The sequence below is a fragment of the Massilia sp. TSP1-1-2 genome (genome assembly GCF_049896185.1).
Classification (GTDB): Bacteria; Pseudomonadota; Gammaproteobacteria; order Burkholderiales; family Burkholderiaceae_D; genus Telluria_A.
Window position 1 is genome coordinate 1 of the sequence record NZ_JAFCTU010000006.1, and the last position, 24749, is coordinate 24749.

The following is a 24749-nucleotide window of genomic DNA, read 5'->3' on the forward strand; positions in this document are numbered from 1 at the left end:
ATGGAATGCTGGAGGTCTTGCTTCGGGCCTTCACAGGCAATCCTATCCAGCTCGCAGCATAGCGGCTGAACAGTCACACTAGGGACATTGTAGACAGTAACGTGCCGCGCTACTCGCCCCGCAGGGCAAGCAGTTTGAGTAAAGCGAAAACATGGCTTGCTGCTAACCGGATGAGCACACACCAACACTGTATGCAGACGGCCTACGGCGCTTCTGTGTCGTCTCCAGAATCAGACGGCACCTGACCAGCTGAGCCCGCCGCTTACAGCCGGCCCCGACGCCGCGGGGAAAAGCACGTGCTGTCATCTTAGCCAAATGTCTCGGTGGGCGGCATTGGACGTTACCTCAAAAGGGGGGGAGTGCAAGATACCGCCAAAGATACCGCCAAAAAATACGGAATGGCTTGATAACGGACGCTATTGCGTGGGTCAAGAAAAAACCCGCAACGCCTATGACGGTGCGGGTTTTTAATGCTGCGTGGCATCGCTTGATACCGTGTACTGGTGCCGATTGCCGGAATCGAACTGGCGACCTTTTCATTACGAATGAACTGCTCTACCAACTGAGCTAAATCGGCGAAGACGCGTATTCTAGCAAAGAATCCGGCAAACTTGCTAGTCCGAACAGCATTCTTTGCCAATTTCGCGTCAAAACGGCGCTTTTACTGTGCGTGGTAGCTGCTGACGCGCTCAACTTCGCTCTTCGAACCCAGGAACACGGGCACGCGCTGGTGCAGTTTGTGCGGGGCGATATCAAGAATGCGCGTGCGGCCGTCGGTGGCGGCGCCGCCGGCCTGCTCCACGATGTACGCCATCGGGTTTGCTTCGTACATCAGGCGCAGCTTGCCGGGCATCGAGGTGTCGCGCGTGTCGGCCGGGTACATGAAGATGCCGCCGCGGTTCAGGATGCGGTGCACGTCGGCCACCATCGACGCCACCCACCGCATATTGAAGTCCTTGCCGCGCACGCCGGTGGCCCCGGCCAGCATCTCGTCCACATAGCGGGTGACGGGCGCATGCCAGTGGCGCGCGTTCGACATATTGATGGCGAACTCGCGCGTCTCGGCCGGAATTTTCATGTCGCGCTGCGTGAGCACCCACGAACCCATTTCGCGGTCCAGCGTAAAGCAGTGCACGCCATTGCCGGTCGAGAGCACCAGCATGGTCTGCGGGCCGTACACCGCGTAACCGGCGGCCACCTGCGCGCTGCCCGGCTGCATGAAGTCCGCCTCGGTCGGCGTGCCCATGCCTTCGGGCGCCTTCAGCACCGAAAAAATGGTGCCAATCGAGACGTTCACGTCAATGTTCGAGGAGCCGTCGAGCGGGTCGAACAGCAGCATGTATTCGCCCATCGGGTAGCGGTTCGGGATCGGGTGGATCGATTCCATTTCTTCGGAAGCCATGGCGGCCAGGTGACCGCCCCACTCGTTCGCTTCAAGCAGGATTTCGTTGGAAATCACGTCCAGCTTTTTTTGCACTTCACCCTGGATGTTTTCCGTGTGGGCGCTGCCCAAAATATCGCCCAGGGCGCCCTTGCCCACCGAGTGGCTGATGGTCTTGCAGGCGCGCGCGACGACTTCGATCAACAGGCGCAGTTCGGCGGGGATGGAATTATGGTTACGTTGTTCTTCAACCAGGTGCTGCGTGAGACTGACGCGTTTCATGAACTTCCTTTTTCTTGTTGGATAGTTTGGTACAGGACGACGCCGGCAAAACCGGCGCCGCCTTAATTGGCCAGCGCCTTGGTGACGATTTCAAGCACGTCCTTCGACAGCTTTTTGGCGCCGGCCACCTGTTGCAAGGATCGCTTCATCTGGATCTGCAAGGCCGGCGCATAACGGCGCCACCGGTCCAGCGCGCGCGCCAGGCGGCTGGCCACCTGCGGGTTGATGGCGTCGAGCGCAATGACCTGCTCGACCCAGAATGCGTAGCCACTGCCGTCCGGTGCGTGGAACTGCGAGGGATTGCCGGTGCAGAACGCAAAAATCAGGCTGCGCGCGCGGTTTGGATTTTTGATGTTGAAAGCCTGGTGGCGCATCAGCGCGCGCACCTCGTCCACGCCCGTAGTGGGCGCTGCGGCCTGCATCGAAAACCACTTGTCGATGACCAGCGCTTCACTTTCAAACTCATCGTAAAAGCGCTGCAGCGACTCCTGCACGCTGTCGGCGCCGGCGTCGATCAGTGCCGACAGGGCCGCCACCCGGTCCGTCATGTTGCCCGCGTTGTCGTACTGCTCCTGCGCCAGCGTGATGGTGGCCGCGTCGGGTTCGGCCGCCATATAGCCCAGCGCCAGGTTTTTCAGGCCGCGCTTGCCGGCCGATACCGCGTCCGGACTGTACTCGCCCGGCGTCTGGTTGGCCTTGTACTGGGCCAGCAGGTCGGCGCGCAGCGCCACGCCGGTGATACGGCGCACGAACTGGCGCGCCAGATGGATCGCCTGCGGATTGACGACATCCATTTGCTCGGCCATCACGCTTTCGGACGGCAGCAGCAAGGCCTGTTCGCGAAAACCCGCGTCCAGCGAAGCGTCGGTCAGGATGGCGCGCATGGCGTCGACAAAGGTGCTGTCCAGTTCGAGCTTGCCCCCGCTCGCCACCGCTGCGGTGAGCTTGAGCAGGCGTGCCAGCGCCAGGCGCTGCCCGGCTTCCCAGCGATTGACGGGGTCGCTGTCATGGCTGAACAGGTGCAGCAGTTCGGCGTCGGTGTAGTCGTATTCCAGCACCACGGGGGCCGAAAAGTCACGCAGGATCGATGGCGTGGGCGCCTGCTTTACGCCGGTGAAGTGGAAGGTTTGCGACGCCTCGGTCAATTCCAGCACGGCGGTCGTGCCCAGCGCCTTGCCGTCCAGGGTCAGCGGCATATCCAGTCCTTTGGCGTCCAGCAGGCCAAGCGCGACCGGGATGTGGAACGGCAGCTTGCTGTCCTGGCCTGGTGTGGCCGGGCAGCGCTGCGTGAGCGTCAGTTCGTAGGTCTGTGCCTGGGCGTCGTAGCGGGTGGCGGCCCGCACCACGGGCGTGCCCGCCTGGCTGTACCAGCGCTCGAACTGGGCCAGGTCGCGCCCGCTGGCGTCGGCCATGGCGTTGCGGAAGTCGTCACAGGCAACAGCTTGTTCGTCGTGCCGTTCAAAGTACAGGTCCATGCCCTTGCGAAAGCCCGCGCGCCCCAGCAGGGTCTGGTACATGCGCACGACTTCGGCGCCCTTTTCGTAGACGGTGACGGTGTAGAAATTATTGATCTCGACATACGAGTCGGGCCGCACCGGGTGCGCCATCGGGCCTGCGTCCTCGGGGAACTGGGCCTGGCGCAGCGTGCGCACCTGGTCGATGCGGCAAGTGGCGCGCCCGCTTTCGGTGCCGATCATGTCGGCTGAAAACTCCTGGTCGCGAAATACCGTCAAGCCTTCCTTGAGTGAGAGCTGGAACCAGTCGCGGCACGTGACGCGGTTGCCGGTCCAGTTGTGAAAATATTCATGGCCGACTACCGCTTCGATGCCAGCGTAATCGGTGTCGGTCGCCACGCGCGAATTGGCCAGCACGAACTTGGTATTGAAAATGTTCAAGCCCTTGTTTTCCATCGCGCCCATGTTGAAGTCGGAGACGGCAACGATCATGAAGCGGTCCAGGTCCAGCTCCAGGCCAAAGCGTTCTTCATCCCAGCGGATGCTGTTCTTGAGCGACGCCATGGCGTAGTCGGTCTTGTCGAGGTTACCCGCTTCGACCCAGACCTGCAGCAAGGCGTCGCGCCCGTCGGCCAGCTTGAACGACTCTTCCTGGCAGACCAGGCGCGCGGCGACCAGCGCGAACAGGTAGGATGGTTTTTTGAACGGGTCTTCCCACTTGGCATAGTGGCGCCCGTCGCCCAGGTCGCCTTCTTCGATCAGGTTGCCGTTTGACAGCAGGACCGGATACAGGGTCTTGTCGGCGCGCAGCATGACCGTGAAACGGGCCATCACGTCGGGACGGTCGGGAAAGTAGGTAATGGCGCGGAAGCCTTCTGCCTCGCACTGCGTAAAAAAGTTGCCGTTAGAAACGTAAAGCCCGTTCAGCGTGGTGTTCTTGACGGGCGCCGTCAGCGTTTCAATTTCCAGCGTGACGTCATCGGGCGCGTTAGCGATGCGCAGCAGGTTGCCGTCGATGCGGTAATCACGCTTGCCCAGCGGCTTGCCGTTCATGCGCAGCGCCACCAGTTGGAGTTTCTCGCCGTACAGCTCAATCTCGCGCACCGGGCTGTCCGGATTGCGCTTCATGGTCAGGCGACTGGCGACGATGGTGCGTTCCGGGTCGAGATCGAACCCAAGCTCGACCGTCTCGACCAGGTAGCCCGGCGCGGTATAGTCTTTGCGGAAGATGGTACGGGCAGTGTCTGTTCGCATAGTAAAACTCGGCTGGGACGGTGGGCAGGCATCTATTTTACCAATACCGCCACAGCCCGGCGTACGCATGCCGTGTTTCCCGGATGTGCACAGGGTAACAGTCTGTAAAATTACTAAAGAACATCTGTATTTCAGACGTAAATTGATTCTTGGGTAAATGGATTGCTGGATGGAGAAGATTATGAAACGCTTGCTTGTTACGATTACCGCTGCTTGCGCTGTATTGCTGTCGGGGTGCGCCAGCACCATCAATAGCGACGTCACCACCTTTCACCAATGGCCGGCCAGTTTGCCGGACAAGTCGTACGTGTTTGAGGCGCCGCCCGCGCAAGACGACACGCTTGAGATGCGCAGTTATCAAAATGCCGTGCGCGGCGAACTTGGCCGGCTCGGCTTTCGCGAAGCGGGCGCGGGCGCTGCGCCGGCGCTGCGCGTGGCCATGCGTTTCAGCACGATCGACGTGCCGGTGCGGGTGATTGAACCGTTTTATCCGTATTATGGTTCCATGCGCTTTGGCTACGCGTCACCATTTTATCGCTCGCCATGGGGTTACGGGCGGCATCGTAGCGTGTTCTACAGCCCGTTCTACGATCCGTTCTGGTACGGCATGCCCATGTATTCGGAGTCGGTGTCGCACCATTACAAGCGCGAGCTGCAGGTGGCCATCAAGGACGCAGCCGATGGCAAGCGCCTGTTCGATGTAACGGTGCACAACACCAGCCGCGAACCATCGTCGCCGCTGATCATCCCGGCGATGGTGCAAAGCGCGTTCACCGGGTTTCCCGGCGTGAGCGGCGTGGCGCGCAGGGTAGAACTCCAGCGGGAAGGTTAACGGCGCCGTTCAGGGAAGCAAGACCGACGAACCGGTCGTCTTGCGTCCTTCAAGATCGGCATGCGCACGCGCCGCCTCGGCCAGCGGGTAACGCTGGCGTACGTCGATCTTGACCTTGCCGCTGGCAACCATGGCAAACAGATCGGCCGCCATTTCCTCAAGCTCCGCCCGGCTGGCCGCATAGCTGAACAGGGTTGGCCGCGTGATGAACAGCGACCCGCGCGACGCCAGTTCACCCAGCGAAAAATCGGGCACCGGCCCGGACGCGTTGCCAAAGCTGACCATCAGCCCGAGCGGGCGCAGGCAGTCGAGCGAACCGATAAAGGTATCCTTGCCGATCGAGTCGTACACCACCGACACCTTCTTCCCGCCCGTAATCTCCTTGACCCGCTCGACAAAATTCTCGGTGTTGTAGTTGATCACATGGGCGCAACCATGCGCCATGGCGAGGTCGGCCTTTGCCTGCGAGCCGACCGTGCCGATCATGTTCACGCCGATCGCGCGCGCCCACTGCGCCGCGATCAAGCCCACCCCGCCGGCAGCAGCATGGAACAGGATGGTGTCGCCGGCCTTGAGGCTGGTGGTGCGTTTGAATAGATACTGCACGGTGAGGCCTTGCATCATCATGGCCGCGCCGGTCTCGAACGAAATCGCGTCGGGCAGGCGCAGCAAAATGTCGGCCGGCATGTTGCGCACGTCGGCGTAGGCGCCGTTCGGGCGGCCCGTATAGGCCACCCGCTCGCCCACCGCCACCTCGGTCACGCCTTCGCCGATCGCTTCGACCACGCCCGCCCCTTCCATGCCCAGCCCCGCCGGCAGCGGCTGCGGGTACAGCCCGCTGCGAAAGTACACGTCGATGAAGTTCACGCCTATGGCTTCGTGGCGCACGCGCGCCTGGCCCGGCCCGGGCGCGCCCACCTCGACATCCACGTATTCCAGTACCTCGGGGCCGCCCGTGCGGCTGATGCGAATTGCCTTGGCCATGCTCATGCTCCCTTGTTTTTTGAAGCCAGCTTCAGCTGGGACAACACCAGGTGCGCGGTCGCGACGTTGGTCGCGCATGCTACGTTGTGCACGTCGCAGGCGCGCACCAGCGCGTTGATGTCCGGTTCGTGCGGCTGCGGCGTCATCGGGTCGCGCAGGAAAATGACGGTGTCGATCATGCCCTCCACCAGCAGCGCGCCAATTTGCAGGTCGCCCCCGAACGGGCCGGAATGCTTGCGCTCGATCGTCAGCCCCAGCTCATTGGCCAGGCGACCGCCGGTGGTGCCGGTGGCCACCAGGTGGCAGCCGCGCAGGAAGTCGAGGTACTCGGCCGCGAGGGTGATCATGTCGTCTTTTTTCTTGTCGTGCGCGATCAGGGCGATGCGTGGTTTCATTTCGTGGTTCCTGTTTTTCACTTTTTCCTCGACAGCATATAAATACCACCCAGCACCAGGGCGGTACCGCCCAGCTGAATGGCGGTGATCGGCTCGCCCAAGATCAGCGCGCCAAGAAACAAGGTGGAGACGGGGCCGATCATGCCGGCCTGCGAGGCGGTGGCCGCGCCAATGCGCTGCACCGCCACCATCGTCATAAAGACCGGTAAAAGGGTGCAAAAGATCCCGTTCACCAGCGACAGCCAGTAAATTGGCGCCGGCTGGACCAGCATGGCGGCCGGGCGCAGTACAAAAAACTGCGCAATGCAGGCGGCGCTGGCCACGCACATGGCGTACGACACCAGGCGCGTGGCGCCGATGCGCTGCACCAGTTCGCCCGACAGCAACAGGTAGGCGGCGTAAGCAATGGCCGAACCGAGTACCAGCGTGGCGCCGGTCACCACGGCGGCGCCGCCGTTGTGCAGGTCGTGCGCAAACACCAGCACAATGCCGCAGTAGGATACCGCCAGCGCCAGCCACTGCATGCGGCTGATATGGCGCTTCAGGAAAACCGAAGTAAACAACAGCACGAAGGTGGGCGTGAGAAACAGGATCAGGCGCTCCAGCCCGACCGAGATGAATTGCAGTCCGAGGAAATCGAGCGTGCTCGACAAATAATAACCAACCAGGCCCATGCAAACCAGGCGCCAGCGGTCGGCCACGCTCAGCGCTGGCTTGTTGCGCATTTGCCAAATCGCGACGGCAGCGAACACCGGCACCGAAAAAAACATTCGCAAGGCGATCACGGTGATGGCGTCCACGTGGTAGCGGTACATCAGCTTGGCGACGATGGCCTTGGTCGAAAACAGCACCGCACCGGCGATGGCGATGGCCAGGCCGGCGACCAGCGCGGGCCGGGCCTGGGTGGGGGAAGCAGCAGCACTTGCACTTTTGGTCATGCCACAATTGTAAATGGAATCGCCTCATCGAGCCTGACGGTGCGGATTTTGCCAGTGTCGCTATGGTAAAATGTTGGCCACTCTTGCATACCGTCTAAGGAAATTTCGACATGGCTGGACACAGCAAATGGGCCAACATCAAGCATAAAAAAGCCGCCACCGACGCCAAGCGCGGCAAAGTCTGGACCCGCCTGATCAAGGAGATTACCGTGGGCGCCCGCATGGGCGGCCCGGATATCGCCACCAACCCGCGCCTGCGCCTGGCGGTGGACAAGGCGGCCGATGCCAACATGCCGAAAGAAAACGTCACACGCGCGATCCAGCGCGGTTCGGGCGGCCTGGAAGGCGTCAACTATGAAGAAGTGCGCTACGAAGGCTACGGCATCGGCGGCGCCGCCATCATCGTCGACTGCATGACCGACAACCGCACCCGCACCGTGGCCGAAGTGCGCCACGCGTTCAACAAGAACGGCGGCAACATGGGCAATGAAGGCTCGGTCGCCTTCATGTTCCAGCACTGCGGCCAGTTCCTGTTTGCGCCGGGCACCGACGAAGACCAGCTGATGGAATGCGCGCTCGAAGCGGGCGCCGACGACGTGCTGACCGACGACGAAGGCGGCTTTGAAGTGCTGTGCGACCCGTTCCAGTTTGCCGTCGTCAAGGACGCGCTCGAGAAAGCCGGCTTCAAGGCCGAAGTGGCAGAAATCATCATGAAGCCTGCCACCGAGACCGTGTTTTCCGGCGAAGACGGGATCAAGATGCAAAAGATTCTCGACGCGCTCGAGAACCTCGACGATGTGCAGGAAGTCTTTACCAACGCCCTGATCGAAGATTAAAGAGTCCCTATGAAAATCCTGGTAGTCGGCGCTGGCGGCCGTGAACACGCCCTGGCCTGGAAACTGGCCCAATCGGAACGCATCCAGATGGTCTACGTCGCCCCCGGCAATGGCGGCACGGCGCGCGACAACCGCCTCGTCAACGTCGAATTGAGCGACCCTGCGCAACTGGCCGACTTTGCCCAGCAAGAGGGTATCGCGCTGACCGTGGTCGGCCCTGAAGTGCCGCTGGCGGCGGGCATCGTGGACCTGTTTCGCGGCCGCGGCCTGAAGATTTTCGGCCCCACGCGCGAAGCGGCGCAACTGGAAAGCTCGAAGGACTTCGCCAAGTCCTTCATGCAGCGCCACGGGATCCCGACTGCCAAGTACCAAAGTTTTACCGACGCCGAACTGGCGCACGCCTACATCGACCAGCAGGGGGCGCCGATCGTCATCAAGGCTGACGGCCTGGCCGCCGGCAAGGGCGTCGTGGTCGCCATGACGCAGGATGAAGCGCACCAGGCGGTCGACCATATGCTGGCCGACAACCGCTACGGCGACGCCGGCGCGCGCATTGTGATTGAAGAATTCTTGGCTGGCGAAGAAGCGAGCTTCATCGTCATGTGCGACGGCAAAAACGTGCTGGCGCTGGCCACCAGCCAGGATCACAAGCGCCTGAAAGACCAGGATGAAGGCCCGAACACCGGCGGCATGGGTGCTTATTCGCCGGCGCCGATCGTCACGCCCGAGATGCATGCGCGCGTGATGCGCGAGATCATCAACCCGACCATTCATGGCATGGCCAGGGACGGCATTTTCTTCACCGGCTTTTTGTACGCAGGCCTGATGATCGACGATAAAGGCAACCCGAAGACGCTGGAATTTAACTGCCGCATGGGCGACCCGGAAACGCAGCCGATCATGGCGCGCCTCAAAAGCGACCTGGTGACGGTGATGGAGCACGCCTGCAACGGCACGCTCGACACGGTGGAACTGGAGTGGGACCGGCGCACCGCCGTGGGCGTGGTGATGGCAGCTTTCGGCTATCCCGACACGCCGCGCAAGGGCGACGTCATCGACGGCATCCCGGCCGAAACGCCGGAGTGCGTGACCTTCCATGCGGGCACCCAGCAAGTGGCCGGCAAGTTGCTCACCAACGGCGGGCGCGTGCTGTGCGTGGTGGGCCTGGGCGACAGCGTGAAGATGGCGCAGAAGCAGGCTTACGAGACGGTGGACCAGATCCATATCAATGGTGCGCAGTACCGGCGCGATATTGGGTGGCGCGGGTTAAAGCATTAGGCAAGGCCGATGCGGGTCTACCTCGACGACGAGCGCGGGACTGGCTACGATGTGGTGCTCTGGATCGAGGAAGCTGTCGCCCTCGAAGGCTTCGTCCCGCCCAGGATCTTGGTCCACTCCGCCAACTCCTCCGCCCGCAACAAAATGCTCTCCGGTATCCGTGCAATCGGAAAGCTTGCCATAAAACTATAGGGTGGAAAGGCCGATTGGGCTCCTTCCACCTTGCTGCCGTCCGCGGTGCATGCAAATTCACCTTAACGCACACTTTCGGCGGATTGCATCCGCCCTACGTAAAGCCACCGCAGAACCATCGTAGGGCGGATGCAATCCGCCGAAGGCACGCCCCACGTTGACTTCTGGCCGATGGCAACCTCCGTACACAAGGCCACCACCGGCCCATCGTAGGGCGGATGCAATCCGCCGAAGGTCTGCGCCACGTTGACCACAACACCCCCAACCGGCTTATACTCATCCCCTCTCACTGCTCGTCAATCGCTTCCCCACCAATGGAGAAAACATGATCGATCACACCGGCGTCACCGTCAGCAACTTCGCGAAAAGCAAATCCTTCTACACCGCAGCACTAAAACCCATCGGCTATGCCGTCCTCAAGGAATTTCCCGCCAGCGTTACCGGCGGCGCCGATGTCGCCGGCTTGGGCGTCGCGCCCATGCCGGACTTCTGGATCCTCGGCGGCGAGCCGAACAAGCCACCCATCCACATTGCCTTTCGCGTCACCACGCGCGCGCTGGTTGATGCATTTTACGCGGCAGCGATCGAAGCGGGCGGCATCGACAACGGCCCGCCCGGCATCCGCGCGCACTACCATCCAAACTACTACGGCGCATTCGTGCGGGACCCGGACGGCCATAACATCGAGGCGGTCTGCCACGAAGCGCCGTGAAGCACGCGCCTACACCGAAAACCCCTTGCACACGGAAAGTACAAACTGATGGCAGGCTTCCAGTGCGCCACGTGCGGCCAATACCATGATCAACTGCCAATGTGCCTGGGACCCAACGCCCCGGCGCTGTGGAATTCGATCCCACCTGACGAACGCGACCGGCGCACAGAGCTATCTTCGGACCAGTGCGTCATCGATCGTCAACACTTCTTCATCCTTGGCCGCATCATCATCCCGGTAATAGATGGACCGGATCCGTTTGTTTGGCTCGCTTGGGTGTCTTTGAGCGAGAAAAATTTTAATCGGGTGTGCGAATTGTGGGACAGCGTAGGCCGGGAGAATGAGCCACCGTACTTTGCATGGCTGCAAAGCGCGCTGCCGTATCCCTTCCCCACATTGAGTTTGAAAGCGTCGCTGCAAACCATGCCGTTCGGCGAACGTCCGTGTATTTCTGTCGAACCCGAAACCCATCAACTTGCTACTGAACAGCAACACGGCATTACGATGGCGCGAGTTCGCGATATCGCCGAGGCAGCACTACACGGATCGTGGTGAAAATCACCCGGCCTGACAACCACTACGATTTGCAGAGGAACATGTTTGAACATAAGATCCATCCTATCCTCGACTGCCCGAACCATTACCGTCTTGTGGAGTTCAAATACGTCATCGACTGGGACGAGCCGCGTCAGTCATTTATTCAGATGCGCTTGCGTCACCACGACGACGAAGTTTCGCTTCGATTCTGGCAACCGGTCAATCTGTCAATCGAAGCGGGGTTTCCATTCCCAACCGGGGGAATGGTCTTTTATGACCGGTCTGCAGACTCGCTGCGAGACATTGGTATCGAGGTTGCGGATTTCGAAAGTTCGCATGGAAGTATTTTATTTTCGGCACGCGAGGTTGAGCGCATCTGAGCGATTGCCCGGGTCCGTCGAATTGCTCGCATCAAGCAAAACACTTTGTTCGCTGCAAGCTTGATCGCCCCGCTGCTCAAGCTTCCTCAACATACGGTCGCATAAGCAGCATCCAGCCTCCCGCCCAAACAAACTGCGCCAGTGGCACCAAAAGAAACACCGTCAAATTCTCAGGCTCCAATTCTGGCGCAAGGTTGCTGCCATAGGCGCCCACGCCAAAACACATCAGCATAACGCCGCCAAACAACATCGCGGCCTTGGGCAAAAAGCGCCGCTCGATTTTAAACAAGCAGGCTGCCAGAAATAAGCTCGGGCCGCTGATCCATACACCGTAAAACAGGCGCTTTACCAACCCCATGGCAGGGGCGGCGCCAGCAAACGACGACAATGCCGCGTACACGCCATAGGCCAGCACCAGCATGTTGAGCACCTGCAGCGACAGTATCACCAAGGAAGCGACCCCATCCAACTGTTGCTCCTCGCGATGCCATTGCTCAGACCACTCGGCATGCCTGGCAGAGCGCGCGGCGGGGCTTTCGTCCTGGGCCTGAACACTTTTCTGGACATTCTCAGCAGGAATGGCCTTGCCGCCTGTTACGCCCAACGTGCGCGCATAGTCGTAAGCAGTCGCGCGTGCCAAGCCATCCAGGAGCGCTGCCACATGAATAAACGGAAAGAGCATCTGTTCCGTGCTTTCCAAAATGGCAAGCAGTCCTATTTCGCGCGGTCTCAACCGGGCGAATCCCGGGTCCCGACCAGCCACATGCTCGTAAGTCATCCATCGCCAATGGCCGGCATCTGCGGCGTCAGCGCGGATTGTCTCGCCGAGATAGGCGCCCGCGGCCAGTATCACATCGGTGAAGGCCTGGTCGGACAGCTCCCCCAAGCGGAGCGCCACAGCGGCCAGGTAATCATCAAGGTAGTGCAACGAGGAAACGCTGAAATCGAGCTTGTCGCGCGCGAGCTGGTGCGCAAATGGCAGGTCGCTCCCACCGTCGAACTGGCCTACGCCGCGCAATTGCTCGCACAGCACCGGGATCTGACGCACGAGATCCTCGCCGCGCAGCACGACGATCGTTTCATCACGCTTGAGTGCGCCGACAAAGGGAACGATGCTGTCGCCCGGCCCGTTGATGACGTGGTCAAGCACCAGGTGATGCGGACAGCAAATGCGCCCGTCGAGGGTGCGCAGCACCAGCAGACGCTGTTGCGCCCGCGTGATATACCCCCATTGCGCGCCGACCTGTTGTGCGATGAAGTGCCCCAGATAGCCGCCCGCCTTTTTGGCCCACGCCGTCGCTCCGATGCTAACAAAGGCGGCGCCGGCGCCCTGCCGATCGCGCTCAGCAGCGTACGCCGCGTGCGCCTGGTCGAGCAATCCGGCCAGCGTGGCGATACCCGGCATGCCGGCATCGAACGTGAGCGCGTACTTCGCCAGGGCATACCGAATGAATTCATCGGTTTGCACGGCTTCGCTGTCAAAAACGCCCCGATCGGCCACGAAATCGGCTGGCTTGACCTGGTCACTGGGCGGCGGGCTGACAATCGTCGCCCGGTTTTTCAGCTCGCCTGCCTTGGGCGACTCGAGCACCAGCAATGAGGTTTCATGCTCGCTGTAGCGGTACACGCTGGCGTACGAATCATTGGCGCTGATCGCCGCATCGACCCGCAATTCCACGTTGCGCAGCACCCGCAAGGTGCCAGGATTGCATGCCGGCGCACGCATGCCGATGGCAAGATACAAGTCACGTCCATTGTCTCCTGCATAGTCGAAAGGTTGAAGATCCGGGCCGTTGGGATTGGTATTTGAATAGCGCAATGCCGGACGCGCCGGGCCTTGCTGACCGATCTCGAAGTCCTCTGGCCATAGCTGCTGGGCACTGGTGACCCGGCGCGCGCCCGGTTGGCACGCGCGCAGCAAGCTGGCCGGCAAATCAGCCCTGCCCTGCGGCGTTGTGTAGACGGTGTCGAGCGTGTCGTCGAACACTGCGCAGCCAAATTGCGCCATGCAATCCCACACCAGTTCTCGCAGCGCAGCGTCGAAACGGGGGGCGCTCGAAGCCAATGCATGCCACACCATCGTTGACGCTGCCGATGACCGTGCAAGTTGCAGCCATGGTATCGACCGGCAACGCGACTTCCAGATCGCCGCGCCCTCGACCGACTTGGCCAACTTGGGAAAGCCGCGCCATCAATGGACCGTATGGCAGATTGACCGGCACGCCGCCGTCGAATTTTTGCAGAAAAAGGAATGTGGTCATGTCGTGCCTGGTTGTAGACGCCCGCCTGGAATGCGGGCAATACTACAATGAAACTTTCTCCTCGTACACCAGGAACGGCTACCGGCCTGCGACCCTGAGCGCGTCTGACTAGTCCGTCTCGGCGAATGCTTGGCTGTCGTTGAAGCAATTTGTTGGAATAGCGCGCCAACCGGCGTTTCGTGCCGCAGCTGCCACCAAGACTGTTCGACTCGGCCCAGGCAGCTCCCTATGATAGGTCATGTGCGCTCCCGGCGCGCGACGCAAGCAAGCCGACCACCATCCCTTGAGGAGGGTTCCATGCTTAAGCATTCAATCTGCATTCTTTCAATCTTGGCAGTTTCGCTGCCAGCCATGGCAAACGACGATATCATCCCGGAACTGAAAAAAAGCCAGCCGCCCAAGGTAAAGGCGCTGATTAACCGCATTGTCATCTGCAAGCAGCTGGCCGGTGAAGCCGGCGCCGACAAGCAAGCCATGCAGGAGCTTGCCGCCGCCATGCGCAAGTACAAATGCAACGACGTCACCGCCGACGAAGCGAAGATGGCTGCGCTGTACAAGAGCGATCCAGCTGTACTGGCCGCCTTTCGCGCGGCGCGCGCAATGCCGCTGCAAATCGATGCAGATCCCTGACCAGGGCTTGGCAACTCGGGCCTGCGCCACCGACTGGTGGCAGGCGCGCCGCGCGCTTTTCCACCCTGCCGGGCGGCCAATGTCCCCCGCTGCTCGCCCTATATCATAAAAGCCCCGGGCGGTGTACAATTCGTCCTCGCTTTTTTATTCCCCGATCCCGTCCGCATGTCAATTCCCACACCCGCAGCCGTCAAGGCCTGGCTCCTCGATCTTCAGTCGCGCATAGTGTTCGCGCTCGAAACTGTCGACGGCAAGAGCTTCCTGCGCGATGCGTGGGAGCGCCCCGAAGGCGGGGGCGGCGTCTCGCGCGTAATCGAGGAAGGCAATGTCTTCGAGCGCGGCGGCTGTAATTTTTCGCACGTGATGGGCGCGAACCTGCCGCCTTCAGCCGCCGCCGGGCGCCCGGAACTGGCGGGCCGCTCGTGGGAAGCAATGGGTGTGTCGCTGGTGCTCCATCCGCGCAACCCGTACGCGCCCACGGTCCACATGAACGTGCGCTTTTTCACCACCACCGCCGAGGGCCAGGAGCCGGTCTGGTGGTTTGGCGGCGGCATGGACCTGACGCCCTACTACGGTTTTGAAGACGACACGCGCCACTTTCACCAGAGCTGCCGCGATGCGCTCGCCCCGTTCGGCGACGACCTGCACGCGCGCTTTAAAAAGTGGTGCGACGAGTATTTCTACCTGAAGCACCGCAAGGAGCCGCGCGGCGTGGGCGGCATTTTCTTTGACGACTTCAACGCGCCTGGTTTTGACGCCAGTTATGCCATGCTGCAAAGCGTGGGCAATAGCTTCTTGACGGCCTACCTGCCGATCCTGGAAAAGCGCATGCACCAGCCGTACGGCGAGCGCGAACGCGATTTCCAGGCTTACCGGCGCGGCCGCTACGTTGAATTCAACTTGGTGTTCGACCGCGGCACCTTGTTCGGCCTGCAGTCGGGCGGCCGCACCGAAGCGATCCTGATGTCGATGCCGCCCGTCGTCAAATGGCGCTACGACTGGCAGCCGGAAGCAGGCAGCGCCGAGCACGCGCTGTACACCGACTTCCTGGTCCATCGCGACTGGCTGCAGACGTGACGTTTTGCGTCGCGCTGCTGGGAGGCAGTTTCGACCCGGTTCATAACGGCCATGTGGCGCTCGGCGCCCTGTTTGCAAACCTGCTCCAGAGCGACCAGCTGCGCATCATCCCGGCCGGGAACCCGTGGCAGAAGAGCGCCCTGCGCGCCCCTGCCCAAGACCGCGTCCGGATGGTCGAACTGGCGTTCGCGCAAGCGACGCCGGCCATCACCGTCGACCGGCAAGAGATTGAACGCAGCAGCGCGACCTACACCATCGACACCTTGCGCAATGTGCGCGCAGAGCTGGGACCCGACGCCTCGCTCGTGTTCCTGATGGGCGCGGACCAGCTGCAGCATCTTGATACCTGGCGCGACTGGCGCGCCCTGTTTGATTTGGCCCATATCGGCGTGGCTGCGCGCCCGGGCTATTCGCTGGCCGAGGCGGCGCTTCCCGAAGCGGTGGCCGAAGAAATTGATCAGCGCCAGGGCAGCCTGGCGCAGCTTCGCAATACCCCGTCTGGCCACGCGCTGCTGGCGGAAAACCTGGCCGTGGACATCTCATCTACCCAGGTCCGTGCGGCGTTACAACGCGGAGAACAGGCAAACTCGCTTATCTCCCCGGTAGTGCTAGACTATATTCAACAACATAATTTATACAAAATCTAATGGATATTAAAAAACTGCAAACCCTCGTCGTCGACGCGCTCGAGGACATCAAAGGCCAGGACATCCAGGTATTCGATACCGTGCACCTGACCAGCCTGTTCGACCGCATCGCGGTGGTCTCGGGCACGTCGAATCGCCAGACCAAGGCGCTGGCAGCTTCAGTGCGCGACAAGGTCAAGGATGCCGGCGGCGACGTCATCGGCGTCGAGGGCGAAGACACGGGCGAATGGGTGCTGGTCGACCTGGGCGACATGATCGTCCACATCATGCAGCCGGCCATTCGCCAGTACTACCGTCTCGAGGAAATCTGGGGCGACAAGCCGGTCAAGCTGGGCGCCGCCAAGCGCAAGGGCACCGCGGAGGCGACCGAAATCGCCATCGCCAAGCCGAAGTCCAAGCACCTCGCCTCGACCCAGGAAGCACCTGAAGTCAAGCCTGTGCGCGAACGCAAGACGCCGGTCAAAAAGGCCGACGTCACGGCCCTGGCCAAGCCAAAGCGGGCAGCCGCCAAAAAAGCGGCCACGCCGGTTGGCAAGGTCGTCAAGATCGCGCCGACCAAGTCGGAAGCTGCCGCAGTCAAGGCGCTCAAGGACCTGCCGCCAAAACGCGTGCCTACACCGCGCGTAAAAGCTGCCAAGGCCCCGGCTGACGCTGTGCCTGAAAAAAAGGTTATCAAGCGCGTGGCTAAAAAAGTCGCGGAGTAAGCGCCGGTGCAGCTGATCATTGCTGCGGTCGGCCACAAGATGCCGGCCTGGATCGAAACCGGCTTTGTCGAGTACACGAAGCGCATGCCGCCCGAGCTGCGCATCGTGCTCAAGGAAATCAAGCCGGTCGAGCGTTCCGGCAGCAAGACGGCGGCCACCGCGATGGCGCTCGAACGCGAGCGCATCGAGGCCGCGCTGCCCAAGAACGTGCGCATCATCGCCCTCGATGAGCGCGGAAAAGACCTCACCAGTGTGGGGCTGTCCCAGCAATTACTTAATTGGCAACAAGAAGGACGCGACACCGCGTTCCTGATCGGCGGGGCCGACGGCCTCGATCCCGAACTGAAGGCGCGCGCCGAGGGGCTTATTCGCATCAGTTCTATGACGCTCCCCCACGGCATGGTGCGTGTTATGCTTGCAGAGCAGTTGTACAGGGCGTGGTCAATCACACAAAATCACCCCTACCATCGGGTCTGAAAAGCGAAATCGATGAAACCAATCGAGAAGAAAATTTACCTTGCCTCCAAGAGCCCGCGGCGGCGCGAACTGCTGCGCCAGATCGGCGTCGAATTCGAGCTGCTCATGCTGCGCAACGACACCCCGCGCGGACCGGACGTCACCGAACTGGTGTTGCCAGGCGAAGAACCGATCGACTATGTGGCGCGCGTTTCGCGCGAAAAGGCGGCCTTTGCCTGGACCATGGTGCAGACCCGGCGCCTGACCATTCGCCCCGTGCTGGCGGCCGACACCACCGTCACGCTGGACGGCGAAATCCTCGGCAAACCAGCCGGCAAGGCTGAAGCCGAAGCCATGCTCGCGCGCCTCTCCGGGCGCACCCACCAGGTACTGACCTCGATCGCGGTGCATCACCAAAACCTGGTCGAACAGCTCACGCAGGTGTCGCAGGTGCGCTTTGCCACGCTCTCGGCCGCGTCCATCAGGGCCTATTGCGCCACGCAGGAACCGTATGACAAGGCGGGCGGCTACGGCATCCAGGGCCTGGCCGCGCTGTTCGTCGAGCATATCGACGGCAGCCACTCCGGCATCATGGGTTTGCCCCTGTATGAAACGGCGACCTTGCTGCGCAAGGCCGGCATTCCCCTGGCATAAGCCCTGCCCCGGCCACGCCCGTGGCCGTGTATGATCATGGCTTGCACATTTGGCTGCGGCGGACCATGAACGAAGACATCCTCATCAACATCACCCCGCAAGAGACGCGCGTGGCGCTCATCTTGCAAGGGGCCGTGCAAGAACTCCACATCGAGCGCACGCTGACGCGCGGCCTGGCCGGCAATGTCTATTCCGGCAAGGTGGTGCGGGTGCTGCCGGGGATGCAGTCGGCCTTCATCGACATTGGCCTGGAACGCGCCGCGTTCCTGCACGTGGCCGACATCTGGGAAGCGCGCAGCCACGAGACGCCCAACCTGCCGCCCACGCCAATCGAAAAGGTGCTGTTCGACGGCCAGGTGCTCACCGTCCAGGTGATCAAGGACCCGATCGGAACCAAGGGCGCGCGCCTGTCGACGCAAATCTCGATCGCGGGGCGCATGCTGGTGTATTTGCCGCAGGACCGGCACATCGGCATCTCGCAAAAAATCGAAAAGGAGTCGGAACGCGAACTGCTGCGCAACCGGCTCCAGGGCTTGCTGCCGCCCGAAGAAAAAGGCGGCTACATCGTGCGCACGATGGCCGAGGAAGCGTCCGACACCGACCTGGCGGCCGACGTCGACTACCTGCGCAAGACCTGGAGCGCGATCGTCAACGGTGCGCGCACGCGCCCTGCCACCAGCCTGCTGTACCAGGACCTGAACCTGGCCCAGCGCGTGCTGCGCGACTTTGTGCATGACGAGACGGCCAGCATCCAGGTCGACTCGCGTGAGAACCACCAGAAGCTGGTCGAGTTCGCGCAGGCCTACACGCCGAGCGAACTGACGCGGCTGCAGCACTACACCGGCGAGCGGCCGCTGTTCGACCTGTATGGCGTGGAGGAAGAAATCCTGCGCGCGCTCGGGCGTCGCGTGGACCTGAAATCCGGCGGCTACCTGATCGTCGACCAGACCGAGGCAATGACGACGATCGACGTCAACACGGGCGGCTTTGTCGGCGGGCGCAATTTTGCCGACACCATTTTCAAGACCAACCTGGAAGCGGCGCATGCGATCGCGCGCCAGCTGCGCCTGCGTAACCTGGGCGGCATCATCATCCTCGACTTCATCGACATGGACAATAACGAGCATCGCCATGCGGTGCTGCAGGAATTGAAAAAAACCTTGTCGCGCGACCGCACCAAGGTGTCGGTGTCGGGCTTTTCGGCGCTGGGACTGGTGGAAATGACGCGCAAGCGCACGCGCGAGTCGCTCGCGCATATCTTGTGCGAGCCTTGTCCTGCGTGCGCGGGCAAGGGCCAGGTCAAGACCAGCCGCACCATCTGCTACGAGATCTTGCGCGAGCTGATGCGCGAAGCGAAGCAGTTCAACCCGCGCGAGTTCAGGATTCTGGCGTCGCAGGAAGTGGTGGACTTGTTTTTGGAAGAGGAGTCGCAGCACCTGGCGATGCTGGGGGACTTCATCGGCAAGCGCATTTCGCTGCAGGTGGAGTCGACTTATCACCAGGAGCAGTACGACGTGATTTTGATGTAGAAAAACCCGGAAGTGTTGAATGCATTTTTGGCGTCACTCCCATGTCGCGCTGGGAAATTCGTCGTCGCCGCCCACAATCCACGCTTAGCCACCTATGCCATTACAGTTCGAAACCTTCGATGCCGAGTCTGGCGCCTTCACTTACCCGGACGACTGTTACGACGGCCTTCTGGCCGAATTTGACGGGCTGCTCGACGCGCACGATTCGGGTGAACTCAACGATGCGCGATATCTTACCTCTCTCAGTCGGCTGCTTGCCGAGGCGCCGGATTTGGTCGACGTGCACGCCCACATCGCCTCCCACTGGCACCGCCAAGGCAAGCCCAAGAAAGCGCTCGACGCTGCCTTGCTGGGTCTGAGCGTAGCGAATCGTCATATTCCCGAAGGCTTCACAGGTCGCATCGAATGGGGGCACCTCGACAACCGGCCTTACCTGCGCGCCATGCACATCGCGCTGCTATCGTACATGCGCCTGCGCCGGCACAAGGACGCCGTAATCATCATCGAACTCATGTTAGCTCGCAATCCGGGCGACAACCAGGGCGTGCGCTTTTTGCTCGGTTCCGAGGCTTTGCGAGCCGGTGATCTCGACCACGCCCGATTTGTGTTGGAGGCAGAGGCACCGAGTTACCCACCGTACTACTATGAATTGGCCCTGTGCCAAATGCAGCGCAATGACTGGATAGCTGCCGCCACAGCCTTGCGGCGCGGCTTTGCCGCAAACCTCTACATCGCTGAAATCCTTGCCGGGAATCCAAATCCGGCGCCGCTCGCGATCTGGCACGGGACCAGCATGGCTGAACCCGAGACCGCAACCGACTACGTTCGGATGTATGGCATGTACTGGCATAACCAGCCCGACAGCATTGCGTTTACCCGCTGGCTGTTCAATCATCCAAGGGTGTTGGCGGAGCGCGCGGCGCTCATGGAGTGCAAGGAAGCTGTCCTGTGGGAACCCGACGCGGCGATGCGCAAAAAATTCGTCGAGCGGGAACAGCTTCTGATCGACGGCATCGACGGCGTACTTTCAAGCGCCATCGTTACGATGCGCACTGACAGGCACGGGCAAGTTAGGTGGCCTTGGTTACACATTCACATGTAGACGTAGTAACAGGCGACTTGCTCTCATGATTGCACCGCAACTTTGACGATCACATTACTAACAATGAAAAAAACAATATGACTACTTCCCGCCAGCTGCTGTTGATTACCGCCTTGTGCACTGCCGCCGCCTTCGCCCAGGCCAAACCGCAGCGCGCCGCCGCGCCAGGCCAGTTCGATTACTACGCGGTGGCCCTGAGCTGGTCGCCCTCGTTTTGCGCCACGCACAAGGATCCCGGCCAGTGCGGTCGCGGCCTGGGCTTTGTGCTGCATGGCTTGTGGCCTCAGTTCGAAAAAGGCTATCCGCAAAAGTGTTCGATTGAAAAGCTGCCGACTGCGGTGCGCGAAAGCTACGCGGCCATTTATCCTTCGCCCAAGCTGATCGGCCACGAGTGGGACGAACATGGAACATGCTCGGGACTTGACCCGGCCGCGTATTTCAAGCTGTCGTCCAGTCTGAAAGACAAGCTGGCCATTCCCAAGCCGTACCAGCAGCCGGCTGCGCCCGTGCGCGCGACCCCGGGCGAATTCGTGCAGCTGTTCCGCGCTGCCAATCCCGGCATGCCGGTCGACAGCGTGCTGCCGTTTTGCGGCGACGGCGGGCGCTTTTTGCGCGAAGTGCACGCCTGCTTTACCCGCGAAGGAGCTGCCCGCACTTGCAGCAACGGCGAGATCAAGCGCTCGTACAACAGCTGCAGACAGGAGAGTTTCTTGTTGCAGAGTACGCGCTGATTGCCCTTCACTCGCCGCTGCGCCATCGCTGCCGTTAAAGCCTTTCACGCTGCACTGTTACAGCATGACCGTCATGAGTGATGGTCATGCCTGCCATATTTTAGCCTCCCATATCGGCCCGGCGACATGACGTTTTTAGCATCATCCATGAAATTTTTAATTTCGCCCCTATTCGTTTATTTTCACCACAACCTGGGTTGACCCAGGCGCAGTCCTTCTGAATACTCCCCGGTTTGACAGTCATTCGGCGCACAGCCGACCGGGAAAAACACGTGGATATCCGCACAATCAACAAGCGCGTTATGGGATCACTGGCGCTAGCAATCCTGACCGCCTGTGGCGGCGGTTCGTCAGCGAGCAAGTCCTCCTTGGCGGCGCCCGCGCCGGTTTTGCCGCCGGCCCTTGTAACGGAATCGGCGCCTGTACCGGTCTCGGTTTCGGCCCCGCCCCCGGCGCCAGCTCCCGAGTCCATGCCCGCGCCCGCGCCGGAACCTTCGCCAATGGCCACGCCAGCGCCAGTGCCAGCACCGGTGCCAACACCTGTGCCGGCAGCGGTGCCTGCACCGATGCCATTGCCAACGCCGCCACTGCCCCCTGCGCCAGTACCGCTGCCTGTGATCCTGCCCGCGCCGGTACCTGCACCGGCGCCTGCGCCTAATTCTGCGCCTGTGCCGACACCTGCACCTGCACCTGCACCTGCACCTGTCATTGTGCTCAAGCCAGCACCCGCGCCGGTGCCGGCGCCTGTGATTCTGCCTGCGCCGGCGCCTGCGCCGGCCCCTGCGCCGGTTCCCGCACCTTCACCAGCGCCAGCCCCAGCACCGGCCCCAGCACCGGCACCGGTACCGGTCCCAGCGCCAGCGGCCCCCACCGCATCAAGCTCATTCGGCCTGTCGCAAGACATCAATTTCTACACCATCGATACCGGCGCCGGACTCGTATTCAAGATCCGGCGCAACGATACGGGCGCCAGCACCCAGTCGGCGGGCGACATCGCCTCAATGGTCTACAAGGGTGTGCAATACCAGGACGCTTCGCGCGGAAGCCAGCTCAATTCCGGTTTCGACTTTTTGTACAAGGGCATCAGCGCGGTCAGCGTGAGCGCCGCCAACGTGGATGCTGACCATATCAAGGTGTCCGTCAAAAGCGCCGGCCTGACCCACTACTACCTGGCCAGGCGCGGCAACGCGGACATCTACATGGCCACCATCTTCGACGTGGAGCCAGATACGCTGAACCTGGCGCGCTTCATCGTGCGCATTCCGGTTGCGGTGCTGCCGAACGGGAACACCGCAGGCGACTTGCGCGCAACGGTCAAGACCATCGAATCGGGCGACATCTTCGCCCAGGCCAACGGCGAAACCCGTTCCAAACACTACGCCAACATGCGCCTGAAGGATTGGCGCTACTTCGGCGCCACCGGCACTGGCGTGGGCATGTGGATGGTACGCGATAACAACGAAGGCAATTCCGGCGGACCGTTCTACCGCAGCCTGCTCAATCAAGTGACCAGCACCAACCAGGAACTGACCTACATCATCAACTACGGCGAAGCGCAAACCGAGGCCTACCGCACCAATATCCTGAACGCCTATACGCTGGTATTTAACGGCGGCGGCGCGCCGGCGGCGCTCGACACCAGCTGGTTCGCCGACATGGGACTGACCGGCTACACGGCGCCATCGGCGCGCGGCCGGGTGACCGGATCGGTGGCCAGCGGTCGCGTGAGCGGCGTCGACTATACGATCGGCTTTTCCAACACCACCGCCCAGTACTGGAGCACGGTGCGCGCCGACGGCGAGTTCGACAGCAGCGGCATGCTGCCCGGTACCTACACGGCCAAGCTGTACAAGAATGAACTGGCGGTTGACACGCGCAGCGTGGTCGTTACCGCCGGCAAGACCAGCGCCATGGCGGCAATTGCCGTCAGTGGCGACCCGGCAAGCACGGCGCCGGTGTGGCGCATCGGCGCGTGGGATGGCTCGCCTGCCGAATTACTCAACGGCAGCAAGGTCACCAGCATGCACCCGTCGGACGTTCGCATCAGTGCATGGACCACGGCGCCCTTTGTCATCGGTACGTCCAGCCCGGCTACCGGCTTTCCCGCCTATCAATGGAAAGACGTCAACGGCAGTCTGGTCGTCAAATTCCGGCTGACGCAGGCGGACATTGCCCCGTCCACCATTCGGATCGGCATCACAACCGCATTCGGCGGCGGGCGGCCCAAAGTGCAGGTGAACAACTGGTACGCGGCAAACCAGAGCGCATCCACCCAGCCCACCAGCCGCACGCTCACGGTGGGCACTTACCGGGGCAACAATACGCGCTACAGCTTCAGCGTGCCAGCCAGCGCGCTCGTGGTCGGCGACAATACCCTGTACCTGTCAGTCATCAGCGGTTCCGGCGGCACCGGCTACCTCAGTCCAGGTTACGCGTTCGACGCGCTGGACATGGTGAAAAACCCTTGATCGAGAGTGTGGCCTGTCACGCCTGCCACACCCCGTAGCCGGCCTCGCGCAGCGCGATGGCCAGCTCCACCTCCATCTCGGCCGCGCCGCGGTAGGGCATCGGGTTATAGATGGCGTACAGTTCCGGCATCAGCCGCAAGCCATACTCCTGAACAAACTTGTTTGCCTGAATCCCCGCCTTGTGCTTGTCAAAGCGCAGGTCGGGACTCAGGCCCGTCATTCCCACGTACACGCAAGGCTTGCCGCGCTCATAATCGGGATTCGATTTTTTAAAGCGCGCCTCGTAAATCACGTCATACGCCAGCTCGATCACATACACATTGTGGTGATAGCGGCGCGCCATGCCTTCACGCTTTGCCGAGCACGCTGATGTCGGCGCTTTCAAGCACGCGCTTTTGCGCGCCGCTGCGCACCACGGCCAGCATCGCCTGCCCCACTTGCCGCGTGCTCAGCACGTAGCGGGGCATTGCCGAGCGCAGCAGCGGCAGCAAGGGCTTGGTCAGCGTGTAGAAAATCCGGTACGCGGCCGTCTTGGACTTGATGCCGTCGAGCGGCTGGATCATGCCGGGCCGGAAAATATAGACCGCCCGGAACGGCAGCTTGAGCAAGGCGTTCTCGGTCTTGCCGCGCACCCGCTCCCACATGATCTTGCTGGTCTCGCTACTGTCGGCCCCTGCACCCGACACATACACGAACGCCATGCGCGGATTGACCCTGGCCAGTACCTCGGCGGCGGCCAGCGTCATGTCATATGTCAGGTGCGCGTAGGTCTTTTCAGCCATGCCCGACGAGGTGACGCCGATGCAAAAGAAGCAGGCGTCAAAGTCGCCCAGCTCCGCCTCGATGCCCTCGTAATGCCACATGTCGGCATGCACCACCTCGCGCAGTTTCGGGTGCTGTTGCGCGGTCGGCGCGCGCCCGATCGTCTGCACCAGTTCAACGTCCGGCGCGGCGAGCGCCTCGCGCAGCACGCCCTGACCCACCATGCCGGTAGCGCCAAAAATTAATACCTTCATGCCGCCTCCATTCGTTGAG

General features: G+C 61.7%; 26 protein-coding genes and 1 tRNA gene. 17 read left to right on the top strand and 10 right to left on the bottom strand.

Translation table 11 applies throughout. The features are described from left to right. Window positions 1–501 precede the first annotated feature (501 nt). The 3 genes from ACP7BV_RS06855 to pepN all read right to left on the bottom strand — a co-directional run bounded on the left by ACP7BV_RS06855 (window position 502) and on the right by pepN (window position 4371). Window positions 502–577 (bottom strand) — tRNA-Thr (locus ACP7BV_RS06855). Between the two features lie 84 nt (window positions 578–661). Beyond that, window positions 662–1663, bottom strand: coding sequence for a class 1 fructose-bisphosphatase (locus ACP7BV_RS06860; RefSeq protein ID WP_426102858.1), 1002 nt, complete (start codon window positions 1661–1663; stop codon window positions 662–664). A 62-nt stretch (window positions 1664–1725) separates the two neighbouring features. Further along, window positions 1726–4371 carry an aminopeptidase N gene (gene pepN, locus ACP7BV_RS06865; RefSeq protein ID WP_426102860.1) on the bottom strand — a complete coding sequence of 882 codons (2646 nt, stop codon included), beginning with the start codon at window positions 4369–4371 and terminating at the stop codon, window positions 1726–1728. A gap of 181 nt (window positions 4372–4552) precedes the next feature. On the opposite strand from pepN, the gene ACP7BV_RS06870 reads away from it, so the two are divergent. After that, window positions 4553–5203, top strand: a complete 651-nt coding sequence (locus tag ACP7BV_RS06870; RefSeq protein ID WP_426102862.1) for a DUF4136 domain-containing protein — start codon at window positions 4553–4555, stop codon at window positions 5201–5203. 9 nt (window positions 5204–5212) lie between these two features. Here ACP7BV_RS06870 and ACP7BV_RS06875 read toward each other — a convergent pair whose 3' ends face one another. Genes ACP7BV_RS06875 through ACP7BV_RS06885 form a run of 3 tightly spaced genes read right to left on the bottom strand, consistent with a single transcriptional unit; the run spans window position 5213 to window position 7520 of the window. Then, the gene (locus tag ACP7BV_RS06875; RefSeq protein WP_426102864.1) at window positions 5213–6187 is read right to left on the bottom strand and encodes a quinone oxidoreductase family protein; all 975 of its coding nucleotides are present in this window, start codon (window positions 6185–6187) and stop codon (window positions 5213–5215) included. A gap of 2 nt (window positions 6188–6189) precedes the next feature. Then, complete coding sequence (locus ACP7BV_RS06880; RefSeq protein WP_426102866.1) at window positions 6190–6582, bottom strand: methylglyoxal synthase; 393 nt, start codon at window positions 6580–6582, stop codon at window positions 6190–6192. A 17-nt stretch (window positions 6583–6599) separates the two neighbouring features. Continuing rightward, window positions 6600–7520, bottom strand: coding sequence for a DMT family transporter (locus tag ACP7BV_RS06885; RefSeq protein WP_426102868.1), 921 nt, complete (start codon window positions 7518–7520; stop codon window positions 6600–6602). A gap of 110 nt (window positions 7521–7630) precedes the next feature. On the opposite strand from ACP7BV_RS06885, the gene ACP7BV_RS06890 reads away from it, so the two are divergent. The 6 genes from ACP7BV_RS06890 (at window position 7631) to ACP7BV_RS06915 (ending at window position 11455) form a co-directional block, all read left to right on the top strand. Further along, entirely contained in the window at window positions 7631–8356 is a 726-nt protein-coding gene (locus ACP7BV_RS06890) for a YebC/PmpR family DNA-binding transcriptional regulator (protein ID WP_426102870.1), read from the top strand. 9 nt (window positions 8357–8365) lie between these two features. Then, window positions 8366–9634 (top strand): phosphoribosylamine--glycine ligase, encoded by a 1269-nt coding sequence (purD, locus tag ACP7BV_RS06895; RefSeq protein WP_426102872.1) that lies wholly within the window; start codon window positions 8366–8368, stop codon window positions 9632–9634. 9 nt (window positions 9635–9643) lie between these two features. Then, window positions 9644–9826: a cyclic-phosphate processing receiver domain-containing protein gene (locus tag ACP7BV_RS06900; protein WP_426102874.1), complete on the top strand. Its 183-nt coding sequence runs from the start codon at window positions 9644–9646 to the stop codon at window positions 9824–9826. A gap of 325 nt (window positions 9827–10151) precedes the next feature. Then, window positions 10152–10538 carry a VOC family protein gene (locus tag ACP7BV_RS06905; protein WP_426102876.1) on the top strand — a complete coding sequence of 129 codons (387 nt, stop codon included), beginning with the start codon at window positions 10152–10154 and terminating at the stop codon, window positions 10536–10538. 48 nt (window positions 10539–10586) lie between these two features. Next, window positions 10587–11093 (top strand): DUF2199 domain-containing protein, encoded by a 507-nt coding sequence (locus ACP7BV_RS06910; protein WP_426102878.1) that lies wholly within the window; start codon window positions 10587–10589, stop codon window positions 11091–11093. After that, entirely contained in the window at window positions 11090–11455 is a 366-nt protein-coding gene (locus ACP7BV_RS06915) for a hypothetical protein (RefSeq protein ID WP_426102880.1), read from the top strand. Before ACP7BV_RS06910 ends, ACP7BV_RS06915 begins: the two co-directional genes overlap by 4 nt. Window positions 11456–11531: 76 nt before the next feature. Here the strand turns inward: ACP7BV_RS06915 and ACP7BV_RS06920 are convergent, their stop codons facing one another. After that, complete coding sequence (locus ACP7BV_RS06920; RefSeq protein WP_426102882.1) at window positions 11532–13442, bottom strand: hypothetical protein; 1911 nt, start codon at window positions 13440–13442, stop codon at window positions 11532–11534. Beyond that, the gene (locus ACP7BV_RS06925) at window positions 13390–13716 is read right to left on the bottom strand and encodes a hypothetical protein (RefSeq protein ID WP_426102884.1); all 327 of its coding nucleotides are present in this window, start codon (window positions 13714–13716) and stop codon (window positions 13390–13392) included. The genes ACP7BV_RS06920 and ACP7BV_RS06925 overlap by 53 nt, the downstream gene beginning before the upstream one ends. 351 nt (window positions 13717–14067) lie before the next feature. Here ACP7BV_RS06925 and ACP7BV_RS06930 point away from each other — a divergent pair, with 351 nt between their 5' ends. The 10 genes from ACP7BV_RS06930 to ACP7BV_RS06975 all read left to right on the top strand — a co-directional run bounded on the left by ACP7BV_RS06930 (window position 14068) and on the right by ACP7BV_RS06975 (window position 23714). After that, entirely contained in the window at window positions 14068–14346 is a 279-nt protein-coding gene (locus ACP7BV_RS06930; RefSeq protein WP_426102886.1) for a hypothetical protein, read from the top strand. Window positions 14347–14511: 165 nt separating this feature from the next. Beyond that, window positions 14512–15423 (top strand): oxygen-dependent coproporphyrinogen oxidase, encoded by a 912-nt coding sequence (gene hemF / locus ACP7BV_RS06935; protein ID WP_426102888.1) that lies wholly within the window; start codon window positions 14512–14514, stop codon window positions 15421–15423. Beyond that, the gene (locus ACP7BV_RS06940) at window positions 15420–16070 is read left to right on the top strand and encodes a nicotinate-nucleotide adenylyltransferase (RefSeq protein WP_426102890.1); all 651 of its coding nucleotides are present in this window, start codon (window positions 15420–15422) and stop codon (window positions 16068–16070) included. The genes hemF and ACP7BV_RS06940 overlap by 4 nt, the downstream gene beginning before the upstream one ends. Continuing rightward, window positions 16070–16774: a ribosome silencing factor gene (rsfS, locus tag ACP7BV_RS06945; RefSeq protein ID WP_426102892.1), complete on the top strand. Its 705-nt coding sequence runs from the start codon at window positions 16070–16072 to the stop codon at window positions 16772–16774. The genes ACP7BV_RS06940 and rsfS overlap by 1 nt, the downstream gene beginning before the upstream one ends. Window positions 16775–16780: 6 nt before the next feature. Then, entirely contained in the window at window positions 16781–17251 is a 471-nt protein-coding gene (rlmH, locus tag ACP7BV_RS06950; RefSeq protein ID WP_426102894.1) for a 23S rRNA (pseudouridine(1915)-N(3))-methyltransferase RlmH, read from the top strand. Window positions 17252–17263: 12 nt separating this feature from the next. After that, window positions 17264–17884 (top strand): Maf family protein, encoded by a 621-nt coding sequence (locus tag ACP7BV_RS06955; protein WP_426102896.1) that lies wholly within the window; start codon window positions 17264–17266, stop codon window positions 17882–17884. A gap of 65 nt (window positions 17885–17949) precedes the next feature. Further along, window positions 17950–19413, top strand: a complete 1464-nt coding sequence (rng, locus tag ACP7BV_RS06960; RefSeq protein ID WP_426102898.1) for a ribonuclease G — start codon at window positions 17950–17952, stop codon at window positions 19411–19413. 94 nt (window positions 19414–19507) lie between these two features. Then, window positions 19508–20515, top strand: coding sequence for a tetratricopeptide repeat protein (locus ACP7BV_RS06965; RefSeq protein WP_426102900.1), 1008 nt, complete (start codon window positions 19508–19510; stop codon window positions 20513–20515). Between the two features lie 77 nt (window positions 20516–20592). Beyond that, complete coding sequence (locus tag ACP7BV_RS06970) at window positions 20593–21246, top strand: ribonuclease T2 family protein (protein WP_426102902.1); 654 nt, start codon at window positions 20593–20595, stop codon at window positions 21244–21246. Window positions 21247–21956: 710 nt separating this feature from the next. After that, window positions 21957–23714: a rhamnogalacturonan lyase B N-terminal domain-containing protein gene (locus ACP7BV_RS06975; protein WP_426102904.1), complete on the top strand. Its 1758-nt coding sequence runs from the start codon at window positions 21957–21959 to the stop codon at window positions 23712–23714. A gap of 16 nt (window positions 23715–23730) precedes the next feature. Here ACP7BV_RS06975 and ACP7BV_RS06980 read toward each other — a convergent pair whose 3' ends face one another. Further along, window positions 23731–24057: a hypothetical protein gene (locus tag ACP7BV_RS06980; protein ID WP_426102906.1), complete on the bottom strand. Its 327-nt coding sequence runs from the start codon at window positions 24055–24057 to the stop codon at window positions 23731–23733. A 4-nt stretch (window positions 24058–24061) separates the two neighbouring features. After that, on the bottom strand, window positions 24062–24730 hold the full coding sequence (locus ACP7BV_RS06985) for an NAD-dependent epimerase/dehydratase family protein (RefSeq protein WP_426102908.1): 669 nt from the start codon (window positions 24728–24730) through the stop codon (window positions 24062–24064). Between the last annotated feature and the right edge of the window lie 19 nt (window positions 24731–24749).

Coding starts and splice junctions, on each gene's coding strand:
- hemF (WP_426102888.1), top strand. CDS start 14,512: ATGTCAATTCCCACACCCGCAGCCGTCAAGGCCTGGCTCCTCGATCTT.
- rsfS (WP_426102892.1), top strand. CDS start 16,070: ATGGATATTAAAAAACTGCAAACCCTCGTCGTCGACGCGCTCGAGGAC.
- pepN (WP_426102860.1), bottom strand. CDS start 4,371: ATGCGAACAGACACTGCCCGTACCATCTTCCGCAAAGACTATACCGCG.
- purD (WP_426102872.1), top strand. CDS start 8,366: ATGAAAATCCTGGTAGTCGGCGCTGGCGGCCGTGAACACGCCCTGGCC.
- ACP7BV_RS06870 (WP_426102862.1), top strand. CDS start 4,553: ATGAAACGCTTGCTTGTTACGATTACCGCTGCTTGCGCTGTATTGCTG.
- ACP7BV_RS06955 (WP_426102896.1), top strand. CDS start 17,264: ATGAAACCAATCGAGAAGAAAATTTACCTTGCCTCCAAGAGCCCGCGG.
- ACP7BV_RS06985 (WP_426102908.1), bottom strand. CDS start 24,730: ATGAAGGTATTAATTTTTGGCGCTACCGGCATGGTGGGTCAGGGCGTG.
- ACP7BV_RS06875 (WP_426102864.1), bottom strand. CDS start 6,187: ATGGCCAAGGCAATTCGCATCAGCCGCACGGGCGGCCCCGAGGTACTG.
- ACP7BV_RS06930 (WP_426102886.1), top strand. CDS start 14,068: ATGGCAAACGACGATATCATCCCGGAACTGAAAAAAAGCCAGCCGCCC.
- ACP7BV_RS06905 (WP_426102876.1), top strand. CDS start 10,152: ATGATCGATCACACCGGCGTCACCGTCAGCAACTTCGCGAAAAGCAAA.
- ACP7BV_RS06965 (WP_426102900.1), top strand. CDS start 19,508: ATGCCATTACAGTTCGAAACCTTCGATGCCGAGTCTGGCGCCTTCACT.
- rng (WP_426102898.1), top strand. CDS start 17,950: ATGAACGAAGACATCCTCATCAACATCACCCCGCAAGAGACGCGCGTG.
- ACP7BV_RS06880 (WP_426102866.1), bottom strand. CDS start 6,582: ATGAAACCACGCATCGCCCTGATCGCGCACGACAAGAAAAAAGACGAC.
- ACP7BV_RS06860 (WP_426102858.1), bottom strand. CDS start 1,663: ATGAAACGCGTCAGTCTCACGCAGCACCTGGTTGAAGAACAACGTAAC.
- ACP7BV_RS06890 (WP_426102870.1), top strand. CDS start 7,631: ATGGCTGGACACAGCAAATGGGCCAACATCAAGCATAAAAAAGCCGCC.
- ACP7BV_RS06900 (WP_426102874.1), top strand. CDS start 9,644: ATGCGGGTCTACCTCGACGACGAGCGCGGGACTGGCTACGATGTGGTG.
- ACP7BV_RS06910 (WP_426102878.1), top strand. CDS start 10,587: ATGGCAGGCTTCCAGTGCGCCACGTGCGGCCAATACCATGATCAACTG.
- ACP7BV_RS06885 (WP_426102868.1), bottom strand. CDS start 7,520: ATGACCAAAAGTGCAAGTGCTGCTGCTTCCCCCACCCAGGCCCGGCCC.
- ACP7BV_RS06925 (WP_426102884.1), bottom strand. CDS start 13,716: ATGACCACATTCCTTTTTCTGCAAAAATTCGACGGCGGCGTGCCGGTC.
- ACP7BV_RS06970 (WP_426102902.1), top strand. CDS start 20,593: ATGACTACTTCCCGCCAGCTGCTGTTGATTACCGCCTTGTGCACTGCC.
- ACP7BV_RS06980 (WP_426102906.1), bottom strand. CDS start 24,057: ATGGCGCGCCGCTATCACCACAATGTGTATGTGATCGAGCTGGCGTAT.